At 40.6% G+C, this 15,248-nt stretch carries 15 protein-coding genes; 5 read left to right on the top strand and 10 right to left on the bottom strand.

Annotation, left to right across the window (positions count from 1 at the left end; genetic code table 11):
* Positions 1-158 precede the first annotated feature (158 nt).
* The 3 genes from pncB to HYG93_RS02885 form a co-directional block, all read right to left on the bottom strand.
* A complete protein-coding gene (gene pncB, locus HYG93_RS02895) occupies positions 159-1,364 on the bottom strand; it encodes a nicotinate phosphoribosyltransferase (protein ID WP_106984156.1) in 1,206 nt (401 codons plus the stop codon).
* Positions 1,365-1,467: 103 nt separating this feature from the next.
* Positions 1,468-1,998 carry an ankyrin repeat domain-containing protein gene (locus HYG93_RS02890; RefSeq protein WP_106984155.1) on the bottom strand — a complete coding sequence of 177 codons (531 nt, stop codon included), beginning with the start codon at positions 1,996-1,998 and terminating at the stop codon, positions 1,468-1,470.
* Between the two features lie 206 nt (positions 1,999-2,204).
* On the bottom strand, positions 2,205-3,722 hold the full coding sequence (locus HYG93_RS02885; protein WP_178961815.1) for a catalase: 1,518 nt from the start codon (positions 3,720-3,722) through the stop codon (positions 2,205-2,207).
* 230 nt (positions 3,723-3,952) lie between these two features.
* On the opposite strand from HYG93_RS02885, the gene dtd reads away from it, so the two are divergent.
* Positions 3,953-4,393, top strand: coding sequence for a D-aminoacyl-tRNA deacylase (gene dtd, locus HYG93_RS02880; protein ID WP_106984153.1), 441 nt, complete (start codon positions 3,953-3,955; stop codon positions 4,391-4,393).
* Between the two features lie 90 nt (positions 4,394-4,483).
* Here dtd and HYG93_RS02875 read toward each other — a convergent pair whose 3' ends face one another.
* The 3 genes from HYG93_RS02875 to serB all read right to left on the bottom strand — a co-directional run bounded on the left by HYG93_RS02875 (position 4,484) and on the right by serB (position 7,073).
* On the bottom strand, positions 4,484-4,963 hold the full coding sequence (locus tag HYG93_RS02875) for an SCP-2 sterol transfer family protein (protein WP_120364111.1): 480 nt from the start codon (positions 4,961-4,963) through the stop codon (positions 4,484-4,486).
* 151 nt (positions 4,964-5,114) lie between these two features.
* The gene (gene aciT, locus HYG93_RS02870) at positions 5,115-5,447 is read right to left on the bottom strand and encodes an AciT family ciprofloxacin tolerance protein (protein ID WP_178961813.1); all 333 of its coding nucleotides are present in this window, start codon (positions 5,445-5,447) and stop codon (positions 5,115-5,117) included.
* Positions 5,448-5,852: 405 nt separating this feature from the next.
* Complete coding sequence (gene serB / locus HYG93_RS02865; protein WP_106984150.1) at positions 5,853-7,073, bottom strand: phosphoserine phosphatase SerB; 1,221 nt, start codon at positions 7,071-7,073, stop codon at positions 5,853-5,855.
* Between the two features lie 77 nt (positions 7,074-7,150).
* Here serB and HYG93_RS02860 point away from each other — a divergent pair, with 77 nt between their 5' ends.
* Positions 7,151-8,401, top strand: coding sequence for a hypothetical protein (locus HYG93_RS02860; RefSeq protein ID WP_106984149.1), 1,251 nt, complete (start codon positions 7,151-7,153; stop codon positions 8,399-8,401).
* 67 nt (positions 8,402-8,468) lie between these two features.
* Here the strand turns inward: HYG93_RS02860 and HYG93_RS02855 are convergent, their stop codons facing one another.
* From HYG93_RS02855 to mhpT, 4 genes are all read right to left on the bottom strand, one after another.
* Positions 8,469-9,437 carry a bile acid:sodium symporter family protein gene (locus HYG93_RS02855; protein ID WP_106984148.1) on the bottom strand — a complete coding sequence of 323 codons (969 nt, stop codon included), beginning with the start codon at positions 9,435-9,437 and terminating at the stop codon, positions 8,469-8,471.
* Between the two features lie 120 nt (positions 9,438-9,557).
* The gene (gene pncA, locus HYG93_RS02850; protein WP_117006546.1) at positions 9,558-10,193 is read right to left on the bottom strand and encodes a bifunctional nicotinamidase/pyrazinamidase; all 636 of its coding nucleotides are present in this window, start codon (positions 10,191-10,193) and stop codon (positions 9,558-9,560) included.
* Between the two features lie 51 nt (positions 10,194-10,244).
* Positions 10,245-10,655: a hypothetical protein gene (locus HYG93_RS02845; protein ID WP_106984146.1), complete on the bottom strand. Its 411-nt coding sequence runs from the start codon at positions 10,653-10,655 to the stop codon at positions 10,245-10,247.
* Positions 10,656-10,806: 151 nt separating this feature from the next.
* Positions 10,807-12,012 (bottom strand): 3-(3-hydroxy-phenyl)propionate transporter MhpT, encoded by a 1,206-nt coding sequence (mhpT, locus tag HYG93_RS02840; protein WP_121530981.1) that lies wholly within the window; start codon positions 12,010-12,012, stop codon positions 10,807-10,809.
* A gap of 728 nt (positions 12,013-12,740) precedes the next feature.
* Between mhpT and dapA the strand changes: the two genes are divergently transcribed.
* Genes dapA through purC form a run of 3 tightly spaced genes read left to right on the top strand, consistent with a single transcriptional unit; the run spans position 12,741 to position 15,017 of the window.
* Positions 12,741-13,640, top strand: a complete 900-nt coding sequence (dapA, locus tag HYG93_RS02835) for a 4-hydroxy-tetrahydrodipicolinate synthase (protein WP_106984144.1) — start codon at positions 12,741-12,743, stop codon at positions 13,638-13,640.
* 14 nt (positions 13,641-13,654) lie between these two features.
* Positions 13,655-14,260 (top strand): lipoprotein-34 precursor (NlpB), encoded by a 606-nt coding sequence (locus tag HYG93_RS02830; RefSeq protein WP_106984143.1) that lies wholly within the window; start codon positions 13,655-13,657, stop codon positions 14,258-14,260.
* Positions 14,261-14,297: 37 nt separating this feature from the next.
* Positions 14,298-15,017: a phosphoribosylaminoimidazolesuccinocarboxamide synthase gene (purC, locus tag HYG93_RS02825; RefSeq protein ID WP_106984142.1), complete on the top strand. Its 720-nt coding sequence runs from the start codon at positions 14,298-14,300 to the stop codon at positions 15,015-15,017.
* Positions 15,018-15,248 lie beyond the last annotated feature (231 nt).

Here is a 15,248-nt window from a genome sequence, read left to right as displayed (position 1 = left end):
TAGCTATTATGGGTCAAATTTAACTGATCTTAGCACAGCTTATTTTCAAAAATATGCTGTTTTTAAAAGACCCTTAGCAAAATTTTAGATAAACCCTTGGTAAAAATTCACATCCAAAAAAAACCGTCTTGGGTTGCAAGACGGTTTTTACATTGTGCTTAAGCACTTTCAGGGATTTCAAACACCTGACGTAAATATGCCAAGAAGGTGTCGTTATCCGTCATGGTTTTACCCGGACTGTCTGAAATTTTTGCGACTGATTGACCATTACACTCCACCAATTTCAACACAATATTTAACGGCGTTTGCCCCATATCATTGGTTAAATTGGTGCCAATCCCAAAGCTCACTTGAAAGCGGTCTTTAAAGTAATTGTGTAAGCTCCACGCTTTTTCTAAATCTAAGCCATCACTAAATGTCAGCATTTTAGTTTTGCTGTCAATTTTCAACTTTTTATAGTGTGCATAGGCTTTATCACCCCATTCATAGGGGTCACCACTGTCATGGCGTAAACCATCAAACAATTTGGCAAAGTATAGATCGAAGTCTTTTAGAAATGCGTCCATACCCACCACATCGGTCAAAGCAATGCCCAAATCACCTCGGTATTCTTGTACCCAAGTTTCAAGTGCAGACTTTTGGAAATTACGCAGACGAACATCTAAAGCTTGGAAAGCTTGTAAAAACTCATGTGCCATGGTACCAATCGGAGTGAGCCCCAATTCTTTGGCAATCAGCACATTACTTGTACCACGGAAAATTTCAGGAGCCGCTTGATTAAACGCTTGAATGACATGCTTTTGCCATGCAAAGCTATAACGGCGACGCGTACCAAAATCAGACACCAAGAATGGTGGCTCATCTGAACCTTGTACTTCAGTATAATGCTTCAGAAGCTCAACTTTTGCGTCTAAACGGCGCTGCCCTTCGAGTAATACTTCGTCAGAACGAATGCGACGGAAATACAATTCATTGACCAATGCGAGTACAAAAATCTCAAACATCATAGCCTGAACCATAGGGCCTTCTACCCAAATGTCCAAACGGCCTTCGCTATCAATCCCAGCCTTAATAAAACGGCGTTTAAGCTGAAATAACTCGAGATAATCTACAAAGTCACTTTTTAGAAAACGTAGGCTGCGTAAATACAGCAACTCATCTTCTTTAAACTGAAGCGTACACAGATGGTCCAGCTGTTCATTGAGGTCATCTAAAATGTCTACGAGCGGATAAACCGTGTCTTGCAAATTACGGCAACGGAAATGATAAACGCTGTGCGTCTGAGGAAATTTATGTAACACCACCTGTAACATGGTGAATTTATATAAATCTGTATCAAGCAAGGATTGTATGATTGGAGCCATATCGGATTTAAATTCGCTGTACTTCTTGCATTAAAGCACACTTTCAAATGCGATATTGCTAGTTTTATACACAGCCAATGAAATAGCTCAGTTACAGACCTGCTTATTTCTGAGCAAGGACTGCTGATTTTTCTTGTGCTTGAATGATTTTTTGCAACTGTTTTTCTTGCCCAATAACTTTGGCAAATTCAGCTGTGGTTTTTTGACCTGTCTGCTTGGCATTTGCATCACAATCGACCTGACGTAATTGTTTTGCAATGGAAAATTCCATTTTAAACAAAGCACCCATTAATGCTGTATTGCCTTTATTGTCACGCGCACAGCGGTCGGCACCATGTTTTAGCATTGTCGTTACAATGTCTTGATGCCCATAATAAGTCGCCATCATCAACGGGGTAAAGCCTGAGGCATTACGCACGTCTACTGGAAATCCATGTTTTAAAAACTCATTAATAACCTCTTGGTTGCCCGTTTTGGCCGCGGCAAAAAACAGATCAATCAATTCTTGTTGTGAGTTCATCTGATCATTAGCAGCAGTTTTAGCGGGGGAGATTTCTTCCGCGATTGCCACGTTTGCGAATGCGGAACCAAACGCGAGAAGACTGGCTAAAAGTGTACGTTGCATAATGCCCATGATGAACTCCAACAAAAATCGAATGTGTTCACGTTTCTAAAAACGTAGAAAAATGAAATGTGAAGCAAAAAAGAGTGCCTGTAAAACTCCCCTAGGGTTGCAGGAAAGGGTTTGAGTTTTACAGGACTTTTCGGTGGTGACTTTCGTCTTTACCCTAGTCACCGATCTGATTGATGCATCGAAATGCATCTTTCAATTTTGACAACTTAGTCTTTTAACTGAGCTGCTTTTGCTTTAACAGTTGCAAGGTTACCGTTAACCGCTTTAGTCATACGTGTACCGTAGTCAGCATCAGCTTTGTAGAAGTAAGACAACATGATGTGCTTAGTTTCTGAATCTTTAACATTGCCAAGATCAGCAGCCAAGTTCATGATTAAATCGTCTTTTTCTTTCGCAGTGTATGAACGGTAAAGCTCACCCGCTTGCTTGAAGTTTTGCTCTTTGGTATCCACTTGTTGAACAGTACCAGTTAAAGGCGTTTGAACTGCACGTGCTTTCGCAGTTGCTGGTTTTGGTTCAATACGACTTGGTTCATAGTTCACGTTAGATGAAGTACCGCCAACATTCATGTAGCCATCTTGGTTGTTGTTGTTTACATTCACAACTGGACGGTTTACAGGAATTTGCTGGTGGTTCGCACCTAAACGGTACATTTGAGTATCTGAGTAAGAGAAGATACGACCTTGTAATAGACGGTCTTCAGATGGCTCGATACCTGGTACGAGGTTACCTGGAGCTAAAGCAACTTGTTCTGTTTCTTGGAAGAAGTTCTTCGGCATACGGTTCAGCGTTAACGTACCGACTTTAGTTTCTGGAACGAGGTTCGTCGGCCAGATTTTCGTTGGATCTAGTGGATCAAACTCGAAGCTGTTTAGGTCTTTAGGATCCAATACTTGGATGTAAAGATCCCATTTCGGGAAATTACCTGCGTTGATGTTTTTGTAAAGATCATTCGTTAAGTGGTTAAAGTCTTTACCTTGTAACTCACTCACTTCTTTAACGTTAAGACCCTTCACGCCTTGTTTAGAACGGAAGTTGAATTTCACGTATTTGTATTCGCCTTTATCGTTATAAAGTTTGAATGCGTGTACGCCAAAACCGTCTTGTTCGCGGTAGCTCGTCGGAACACCTTCTTTACCGTAAACATGAGTGATCATGTTGGTTGCCCAAGGCTGGCTAGACAAGAAGTCAAATACGCGGTTTGCGTCTTGCATGTTGTCAATTGGGCTTGGCTTCATTGCGTGAATGAAGTCAGGGAATTTGATTGCATCACGGATGAAGAATACTGGAGATTGGTTACCCACTAAATCCCAGTTACCTTCTTGCGTGTAGAACTTGATCGCGAAACCGTGCGGGTCACGTAAAGTTTCTGGAGAATGTTTACCGTGAATTACAGTAGAGAAGCGTAAGAATACTGGAGTTTTAGTACCCGCTTTGAATAATGAAGCAATTGTTAGATCAGATAAATCTTTAGTTGCAACAAACTCACCATAAGCACCTGTACCACGTGCATGCACTACACGCTCAGGAATACGCTCACGACCAAAACGTTGTAATTTTTGAACCAATTGTACGTCTTGAAGTAGAACTGAACCATTTGGACCCGCAGTAATCGAGTTTTGGTTATCGCCTACTGGTGCACCATTGTCTTTTGTTAATGGCGCTGCTTGAGTCGCCGCTGTTGCAGTTGCTAACATAGCAACCAGTAAAGAACGCTTAAACATCGTCTTCATCTCACTAAAATTAATACCTTTCCTGCACGAGAGAAGATACCTATTTTCTTTAAATTGTTAAAAAAGATTATTTTTATAATTTCAATCGCTTTGTTAGATTGATTATTTTTTTATCTAATATTTTTCAACAACTTAATGCTTTAAATTTAATCAAAAACTCCATTTTAAATGCATTTTTGCTACAATTTGTTCTGATTTGATTTGATGGAAAATAGTCCCAAATGCGCGCCTTATTACAACGTGTTCTAGAAGCTAAAGTAGTCGTGGATGGCGAAACTACAGGTGAAATTCAGCACGGCATTTTAGTTTTTTTAGGCATTGGCAAAGAGGATGATTTGGTCAAAGGCAAAAAACTGATTGATAAGATCTTGAAATATCGTTTTTTTGATGATGAACAAGGCAAAATGGGCTGGAATATCAGCCAAGCAGGTGGTGGCTTACTCTTGGTCTCGCAATTCACCTTAATGGCTCAAACGCAAAAAGGCTTACGCCCAGACTTTGGCCCTGCCATGCCACCAAGCGAAGCCAAAGCGCTGTACGAAGAACTTGTAAACTATGCAAAGTCGCAGTTTGAAAATGTGCAAACAGGGATTTTTGGCGCCGATATGAAAGTGCATTTGGTCAATGACGGCCCAGTGACGTTCAATTTAGAAATCGAATAAATCCTGAACGATAAAAAAGCCCTCCAAAGAGGGCTTTTTAAATCCTCCCCTAGCCCCTCCTTTAAAAAAGGAGGGGAAAAGGAGTACATCTTACTTACCTGTTTTTTCTTTAATAAATGCACGTGCAATTTTGAATTTTTCTTTCACCGGTTTTGGTAGCTTCGGTGGAATCAACTTCGCCACTTGGTTAAACCAAACCAAAAGCCCAAAGTCACCTTCCATTTTAATACTGCCATTTTGCATGCCCGTCATAAATGCAGTCGGGTCACCTTTCATCAAGGTTTTTACACCTTGTTCGCTGTCTGCAAATTGCAAAATAAAATCTGCTTTTTCTGCATTACCTGCAACGGTATCAATGTGGCCATTATTTACAATAATTTGACGTGCTACACCTAAGTCTGTACCAATTTGGATACGAAATTGACGCTCATGAACCAACTCAATAAATTTAGGGCTGGTACGCGCAAGTTGTTTCATACGCAATGCTAAACCAGCAACCAGTAAATCCAGCGGATCCGTGCTGACATCAACCAGTGGTAATTTTACGACAGGAATTGATGATAATTTCATGACTTTAAGCCTATTGTAATTGTTGGAAAATTAACTGCCTCATCCTAACATAACTTCGTTTTTTAAAAGCATGCCTTTACAGTTTAAATTTGTGCTCGACATAAAAAAGGCATGTATGAAACATGCCTTTTTTCACCTTAAAAATTGACTATCAGCGACTTGAATATTGCTGATCATCCTCATAGACAGGTGTATGTTCGATATATTGACGTTTTGCTGACGCACGCTCCGCACGGCGGTCTTCAAGCAATAGCATCAGACTAAATACCGTCATCGTCGTCATTAATGCCACAAAGTAGCTGGAAATCATGGTGAGCTCAAATACAGCTTGTGTGCCAAAACGAATGACTTCAACCATGCCCCATACCAGCATCCCAGCCAGCATATAGTTTAACCAGCGACGATACGGCGAGAAGAAAACAGCAATGACAGCAGCCGCGACTAAGCTCATGCCTAGAATGGTGGCAAAATTCGCTGTTACCATATAAACCTCCGTCATTTAATGAAACCATTGCTATGGCTAGGTTTCATTTAAAATTACCGTGTAATCAATCAATGGAATGTATCAACTTCAAACTCTATGCATGCATTATGCGCAGTTTTTTTGATAAAAAAAGTCTTGTCTTCGGCCTAAGCGACACACATTGTCGTAACATTATTTTGTCATTACATTTTTTTATTTTTGAGTTTTCTTAGAACAAAGACCATGCCTCGCTTGGCGTGTCATTACAAAAAAAAACCTACTTTTTTGCAGTGAAAAATTTATTTTTCAGATCATGTTAATCGTTGTTTTTATCAACAATTTTATATTTACCGTTGGTCGCCTCTAAACTGAAATCCATAAAAAAACGCAGTCATTTGACTGCGTTTTTCATACAACGGTCACATATTAGGCACGATTTAAATCTTTATCATGTACACCTAAAAGATATAACACGCCGTCAAGTCCTACACTTGAAATCGCTTGATTGGCATTTTGACGTACCAATGGTTTAGCACGGAATGCGACACCTAGACCTGCAATCGAGAGCATTGGTAAGTCATTTGCACCATCGCCCACGGCAATCGCTTGTTCTAAGGAAATGCCCATTTCTTCAGCAATTTGCGTCAACAAGAGTGCTTTACGTGCGCCGTCAACAATATGACCTTTGACTTCACCCGTTACTACGCCGTCTTGTACATCTAAAATATTGGCATGAACTTCATCAATACCGAGTTTCGCCTGTAGATATTCTGCAAAGTACTGGAAGCCACCCGATAAAATCGCGGTGCGGTAGCCCAATGATTTCAATGTTGAAATTAGGCGTTCAGCACCTTCAGTGACTGTTAAGCGCTCTGCAATACTCGCCAGCACAGATGCATCCATACCTTTGAGCAAAGCAACACGGGCACGGAAGCTTTCTTGGAAGTCCAGTTCACCTTGCATCGCACGTTCAGTAATTTCTGCAACTTGCTGACCAACACCTGCTTCTTTTGCCAGCTCGTCAATGACTTCTTGCTCAATCAGCGTCGAATCCATATCAAAACACACCAAACGGCGGTTACGACGGTAAGCATTATCTTCTTGTACTGCAACGTCTACGCTCAGCTCTGCAGATAAGCTCAAGCAGGCTGCACGCATTGCTTGAGCATCTAACATTTGGCCACTTAAACCAAATTGTACGCAGGCACGTTTAGGCCCAATACTGCCTCCATCAAGCTGCGGACGACCAGATAAACGCGTCACAGTTTCAATATTGAAGCCTTGGCTCGACACAATTTTTGTTACAGCCTGTAAATGCGATGGCGTCAACTCTGGCGCTAAAGCAGTCACGATATAACGTGTACGGCCACCTTCACTTACCCATTGATCATAATCTGCAGCAGAGATTGGTTTAAAACGGACTGTTAAGCCAATTTCATGTGCTAAAATCAGAATTTCCTTCATGGCTAATGCTGTAGCAGTTTGGTCATCTGACGAAACAACAATACCTAAAGTCAGTTGGTTATGTATGACGGCTTGACCTACATCTAAGATTTGTAAGGAATGAACGGACAGGGCCTGCATTAATCGTGTAAATTGATTAGGCTGGTCTGGCCCCAGAAATGAAATAAGGATGATTTCTCGCATGAATTGACTCGGGTCTGAGCTACAACTATTGTTAGAATCATAATCGAAAATAAACAGTTTTGCCTTGGAAGTTTACGTTGAATGCGCCTAGACAAGGGCTATTTGCTAGCCTACTAATAGTAAGTTTCGCTTTTCATACCTTTTTACTGGTATTGGCGACCACACATCAGCTGAACGAAAACCGTGCCAGCCAAGGTCAACTGATGACCAGCCAATTGGTCACCGACAGTATTTCGGAAATGGAACCCGCCAATACCGTATCATTGGCATTACTTGCCGATCGTTACGCGACCAATCCTAGCGTGGCGTCTATTCGAATTTTAAATTCGGCAAAGCAAGTCCTTGCAACGGGTGGTCAAACCAAAACCCGTGAAGGCGAAGTCTTTGTACGTGATGCACTACTAAATGAGAAAAAAGTCGGTACAGTTGAAATCACACTAATTCAGCCGAGCATAGGTGAAATCTTACGCACCCAGTGGCTGGCTATTTTGGTTTCGCTTATTATTCATGGTTTATTGTGGTTAGCTTACCGTGGTATTGCTCGCCCAAGTCGTACCGAATATTTGGCACGCATTAATAATGAATCACGCTTAAAACACGAAATTCAAAGCTTGACCCAAGCATTTGAGCAAGAGAAACATGCTGCCGCAGTTGCAATAGCACAAGCACAGCAAAATGCGCAAAACAAAGCGAAAAAAGAACATAAACCCGTCGTTATTGACAGCAGTAGCTTAGCGCTCAATATTCAATACTATGACCCAAAACAATTGCTCGATACTGTCAATAAAACAGTGTCTGGGCCGTATTTTAATTTATGTCAGTTGTTTTTAAATAAAGCCACTGAACTCTGCGTACAGCACTATAAATTAAATAGCTCAGACATTTGTACTGTGCATAAATTTGATGATCAGGGTGCAATTATTAGCATCTCAGCAGACACGCCAAATGGCTTACAGTGTTTAACCATGATTAGCGCAGTATTCCAATTGCTTTCAGATGTGCTCTATAAACGCTACCGTGAAGAACGTCGTTTTGTTTTACAAACGCGTAGCGCGATTTCAAGTGCTGTAGAGGCGATGCAACTCAGCTCAGTCCAAGCTGCAGAGCGTCTGGTACAGCAACTCTCTGCCAAAGAAAGTGCCGTGCAGGTACCTAACCACTTACTTAAAGAAATTTCGGATCATTTCCAATTGGTAAGTTTGCCAAACCCAACCAATGTACTGACTCGACATGCCTTTATGATTAATGGAATGGATGCTGATGCCGCTGAATTGGCGCAGTCTTTCCGTACTGAAATCTTAAAATCAAAGCAGTCTAAAGCTTCTTAAACACTGCCCTGTTTACTATAAAAAAAGCCTGAACACATTCAGGCTTTTTTATATGCATTTGTTCTCATCAATTGGGTTCATGGCTTGTCTTTGGCATAGCTTCAGACTGTGCTTTTGACGCCCAATAGGTTGCCAGTGCAGGACCAGAAATATTGTGCCATAAACTAAAAATTGCGCTTGGTAATGCTGTTAAAGGCGATGCTGCAAAATGCGTTGCTGCTAAGGCCACACCCAAACCTGAGTTTTGCATGCCCACTTCAATTGCTACAGCCTTGGCATCTGCATAAGGTAGCTTAAAGAAGCGACTCACCCAAAAACCAAGTAAATACCCCAAACCATTATGTAGGGCAACTACACCTAGAATGAGCAAGCCAGATTCTAAAATTTGTGTTTTACTGCCCGCCATAATGGCTGCCACAATAGCCACAATGGCCACGACAGAAACCAAGGGCATCACCTGAATATATGATTCAGCCTTAGACTGTAACAATGTACGAATAATTAAGCCCAAAACTATTGGGAATAACACAACTTGTAAAATAGAGATGAACATTGAGCCTGCATTAATTTCAATCCACTGGCTAGCCAATAAATAGAAAATAGCGGGTGTTAATAACGGAGCGAGTAAAGTAGATACCGAAGTACATGCAACTGAAAGCGCAGTATTGCCTTTGGCCATATAAGTGATGACATTTGAAGCTGTTCCACCTGGACAACACCCAACCAGGATCACACCAATGGCAATCTCAGAAGGCAAATTCATCAATTTACATAATACAAATGCCAATCCCGGCATCACAAAAAACTGTGCAACGACTCCTATGAAGACCGCTTTAGGACTTTGCAATACCCCTTTAAAATCATCTAAGGTCATTGTCATGCCCATACCCAGCATAACAATACCCAGCAACCATGGAATATAGGCTTTGAGCCACACAAACATTTCAGGTGCTAAAAGCGCAATCCCTGCAAAGAATATTACCCATAATGCGAACGTTTTTTGAATCAATTGTGTAAAGCGCAAGAATCCTGACATAACTCTGCCCATCTCAATGTACATGCTTATACCCTGCCATAAGTCGCTAGCACGTCACAATTCACCTTTGGACTAAAAAGTATAAAATGCCTACATATTCATAATATTTCTATTTCTGCTTTATGCCTCTGTTATTGCTTTTATGTCTTTCATATAAATCCGTTTCACACCATTAGATAGCATGTCCTGCCATGCCTGCTGCAATGACCCTTGTAGATCAATCCCCTTGCATGCATCTGCCACCACAAAGGTACGAAAACCTAAACGACTTGCATCCATTGCTGTCCACGCCACACAAAAATCTGTAGCAATACCCACAATAAAAACGCTATCAATCCCACGTTCTTTTAAATAACCAGCAAGTCCTGTTGAGGTTTGATGATCAGCTTCCATAAATGCAGAATAACTATCAATGTTGCTATGCATTCCTTTACGAATCACCAATTGGGCATGTGGAATAGACAAGTCTGGATGTAAAGCAGCATCATGTGTGCCTTGGACGCAATGTGTAGGCCAAAGCACTTGTGGGCCATAGGCCAATTTAATGATGTCATAGGGCTTCGCACCCTCATGATTGGCCGCAAATGAAATATGATTCGCCGGATGCCAATCTTGCGTTAATACTACATTTTCAAAATATTGCGCCAATTGATTAATTGCAGGAATAATCTGATCTGCATTTGCCACAGCAAGGTTGCCACCTGGTGTAAATCCATTCTGAACATCGACCACAATTAAGGCACAATTCTTTTGCATATCACTCAATCCATTTTCATTCAATTCAATCTGCGCTTGGGCGCATTCGGTTCACGGTTGTAGTATTTCGTCTTGACGATAAAAATAAAATGACCCGCCTAGCGAATTCAAGTTATATCTCGGCAAATCCTGTTGTAAAGACCGCGCAAAACGTGGATAAATTTTGGATTTACGTTCAGTGGAGGCATGAAAACAAAAATACAAAGGTTGATATTTATAGACAAAATTTACAATATGCTCACGCGCCAAACGCATGACTTCAAAGGCATTAATCCCCATATTAACATCATCTTGTACAGGGTCATCGGCAAAAGCCAGCCAAGCATTCATACCTTTGCTTCGAGCGAAATTCATTTTTTTAACATCACGTTTGAGCGTTAAGTTAAATTCATTTTGCTTAAATGAAAGTGTAAAAAGCTGACCATCAACTTTAAATTGTGCCATCCAATGATTTTGACTCATTTGGCCCCCGTATTCTTTTTTATTTAATTTTATTATCACATATAAATCAGCAGTCTAACTTAAAATTTCAGCAAATATTTAAACATCAAAACATTTATATCCCACAATAAAAAAGCCCGTCGATGACGGGCTTTTTTACTTTTATTGGCGATTAAGCCAGACGACGTGTCAGTAATAACATCACAATCGCAGAAATAATAATACATGGAATGGCTGCTGAAATTACACCTGCAGCACCAAAGCCAGCAGTTAACAATGCACCAGCAATTGCGGGCCCAAGCATTGCTCCTACACGACCCACTGCCGATGCAACACCAATACCTGTACCACGTACAGTTGTTGGGTAAACAATACCACCGAACGCATACAATACGCCTTGGCAACCAATCACAAATGCACCAACCAATGCAGAAGCCAAGTACATTTGCGTTAATGAACCTGCTGCATTTAATGCCAATAGGCCTGCTAAAATACCGCCGTACATCAACAAGATTACGAAGGTTTTTTTCCAACGATCCGTCAATACACCTAGCACCACCGTACCTACAGTTGCACTCACCATGAAGTAGAACTGTGCAGTCGCGCCTTCTTTACGTGTAAAGCCTAATTCTTGGAACAACGACGGTAACCAACTTAACATGATGTAAACCACCATCAATGTGAAGAAATAGCTCGTCCAAAGGAAGACCGTACGCAATAAGTTTTCAGAGTTAAATAGGTCTTTAAAAGAACCTTGTGGAACTGCTTCATTGCTTGCAGTCGCAGTTTGCTCTTTTGCTTTTAAATATTCTTTAGACTCAGGAAGCAATAGCATCATGATTGGAATCACGATGATCGGTAACAAGCCACCTAAATAGAAAATGTTTTTCCAGTTTGAACCAAACTCAGTACTTGCCACCAACGATAAAATTGCAGCACCAACAGGCATACCGCAGTACATTAGACCTACAGCACGACCACGGTTTGCAGGTGTTACCGCTTCAGAAGCCAATGTAATTAAGATTGGCATAGCAGCACCAAGTCCTGCACCAGCCAAGAAACGTACTGCAAGTAATGAATTAAAACTATTCACCCATACTGTACATAATGTGAAAACTGCAAAAATGGCAACCGACCAAATTAATACCGTTTTACGACCAATCCGATCCGCAATTCGACCACCAACTAGTGCACCAGGCAGTAAGCCTAAAATCCCTGCACTAAAAAACACCCCCAGTTGCGAACTATCTAGACCGAAACTTTCACGAATACCAGCAGCTGCAATACCTGCTGCCTGAATATCTAAGCCTTCGATTACGGCAATTAGAAAACAGATCGCTACCGTGACAATAGCATGTTTATTATCTGACTTTTCCATTGGAGAATCCTTGTGTCAATCAGTGTTCAAAAAAATGCATCATCTATGAGCAACTTAAATGAACATACTGACAATAAGTGTTAGTCCAAAGGCGAATAGGGCTTATATTTGTTGATTTTTCTTTTAGTTAAGCAGGTAGATATAAAGTCTTAAAAGCGATAAATACATTTCACTCTGATTCATTAAATGTGACATTTCAACAGATAGATCAACTACTATTCTTTACGGTTTGATATGTAACAGAAAAAATCATTATATTTAAAACAGATTATTAACATAATTTTTAAAGATCATTTGCAACAAATACATCGCAATTTTCTATAACTTTCAAGTCTATGTTCATCTTTTTTTTATCTTAAATTCTGATCAAAATAGACGGAATAGCACACTAGACACGCTCTTAAGCTAATCTCATTCTATTTTAACCATAGATTTTGGCACTTTTTAGCCTATATTTTGTTGTTTATCTATACAGTATAGCCATACGCGTAAAAACCAATCTCATTTGTTAAAAGCAAGTGCTTGATTGTTTTAATTAAGCTTTGTATAAAGTTTTTTACCGCTTTGACTAAAGCATATTGTTCTTAGACGCATGATCAGTCATAATTTGCATAAGCATTACCCAATTCCATGCAAACGGATTGATTTGCTGTCTATCAAAAATACGAACCTGTCCAAATTCATACTCAATTTAGTCGTTTGGATAGAAAAATAGGATTGTTTTAAAAATGACTCAGCAAGCACAGCCGATCCAAGGCTCAATTGTCGCAATCGTCACCCCAATGTTCGAAGATGGCAGCGTAGATTGGAAGGGACTCGAAAAGCTCGTTGAGTGGCATATCCAAGAAGGCACAAACAGTATTGTTGCTGTAGGTACGACAGGCGAAGCATCGACTTTAAGCATGGCAGAACACACACAAGTGATCAAAGAAATCATTCGTGTTGCCAACAAACGTATTCCAATTATTGCTGGTACGGGTGCAAACTCAACCCACGAAGCGATTGAACTGACCAAAGAAGCAAAAGAACTTGGTGCAGACGCAGCGCTACTCGTAACGCCTTATTATAATAAGCCAACTCAAGAAGGCCTGTTCCAACACTACAAAGCCATTGCTGAAGCTGCTGATTTACCCATGATTTTGTATAACGTACCAGGTCGTACTGGTGTCGATATGCTCAATGACACGGTTATTCGTTTAGCTGACATTCCACAAATTGTGGGCATTAAAGATGCAACAGGTGATGTGCCACGTGGTATTGAATTAATCAAAGGCCTTGAAGGCAAAAGCATGACTGTTTATTCAGGTGACGATGCTACGGCATATCAACTGATGGAACATGGCGCAAAAGGCAATATCTCTGTTACTGCCAATGTTGCACCAAAAGCAATGAGCAACGTATGTGCAGCAGCACTTGCCGGTGATCATGCTAAAGCTACTGAAATTAATGCAACGGTTGCAAATCTACACAATATTTTATTTTGTGAATCTAACCCAATTCCTGTGAAATGGGCACTTCATGATATGGGCTTAATCAGCACAGGTATCCGCCTGCCGTTGACACCGCTTGCAGAACAATACCGCGCACCGCTACACGAAGCACTTAATCAAGCGGGCGTAATCAAATAAAGAGCAGTAAAATTATGCAATTACGTTTAGGTCTCACCCTTGCACTTTCAGTATTCAGTTTAGCAGGTTGTAGTTCTTTGGCCTTTAAAAATGGCACCTTAGATTATAAAGAAACCACAACTTTAGAACCGTTAAAATATCCTGAAGGTTCAATGGTGCGACCTGTGGCGCCATTGTACCCTGCTCCAACGGTTGACGCGCTTGCAATTGAGCATGCACCAAAACTTGAAAACAAACGTGGCAACCGTTTTGCTTTACCACGCCCAGATGCAGCTCAGGAACAATCCTCTGCAGACGACTCAAATAGCACAGCTATGCTAGGACATCCTCAGCTTTTAAGTGATGGAAATCAAAATCCTTTACTCAAAATTGATGGAAATTCTGCTACAATTTGGCAGTACACACTTGCTACCCTCAGTAGCCTCAATCACACCATCGTTGGTCAAAGCAAAAACCGTTATGAAGTAACTGTTAAAGTCGACCAAAAAACGTATGTGTTAAGACTTTCTTCTGTGGGTACTAGCAATAACCTAGCTGTATTCAATGCCGATAACACTTTTGCAGATAAAGAAGTCGCTGCAGAATTGTTAGCTCAGATTTACCAAAATTGGCCAGCCTAGACATTTCTAGGCATTTTTTTTGAAAAAGGTTCCCTCCATGTTAAAACAAACCTTGCTCTATACTGGTAAAGCGAAATCTGTTTATGAAACAGACAGTGCAGATCACCTCATCCTAGTCTTCCGTGACGATGCCTCTGCATTCAATGGCGAGAAAATCGAACAACTAGATCGTAAAGGTAAGGTGAACAACCGTTTTAACGCCTTTATCATGGAAAAATTGGCAGCCGCTGGTATTGAAACTCACTTTGAGAAACTTCTTTCTCCAACTGAAGTTTTAGTAAAAAAATTACACATGATTCCTGTGGAATGTGTAGTACGTAACTATGCAGCTGGTTCTTTATGCCGTCGTTTAGGTGTTGAAGAAGGTAAAGAATTGGTTCCACCAACATTCGAACTTTTCTTTAAAGACGATGCACTTGGCGATCCAATGGTAAATGAATCGCAAGCTATTTCTTTGGGTTGGGCGACTGCTGAGCAATTGGCTCAAATGAAAGACCTTACATACAAAGTAAATGACGTACTGAAAGAACTTTTTGCTACAGGTAACATGCTTCTTGTTGATTTCAAACTTGAATTTGGTGTTTTCCATGACCGTATCGTACTGGGTGATGAATTCTCTCCAGATGGTTGCCGTCTATGGGACAAAGACACCAAGAAAAAACTCGACAAAGACCGTTTCCGTCAAGGCCTAGGCGGTGTTGTTGAAGCATACGAAGAAGTTGCTGCACGTATTGGCATCGACCTTTCAGACATCTAATTGATTCTGAAACTTCACACAAAAAACCGAGCCTTGCTCGGTTTTTTGTTTTTATCGCCTGAGTGCTTCACTATGGCGCAGACAGTTTCTTGAAGAGAAATAACAGAGTCATAAATAATATTTTACCAGTCGTAAAATTTTTAGTTATATTTTTAATAATAAATTCAAATACTTTTAACTTAATCTAAAAAACAAATCAAACTTATAAAAATGCCCGTTTTTACAAACAAG

The organism is Acinetobacter sp. SwsAc6 (assembly GCF_013391565.1).
GTDB lineage: Bacteria > Pseudomonadota > Gammaproteobacteria > Pseudomonadales > Moraxellaceae > Acinetobacter > Acinetobacter cumulans.
Note: the sequence above shows the minus strand (reverse complement) of the source record. Positions and strands in the feature narration are given on the sequence as shown.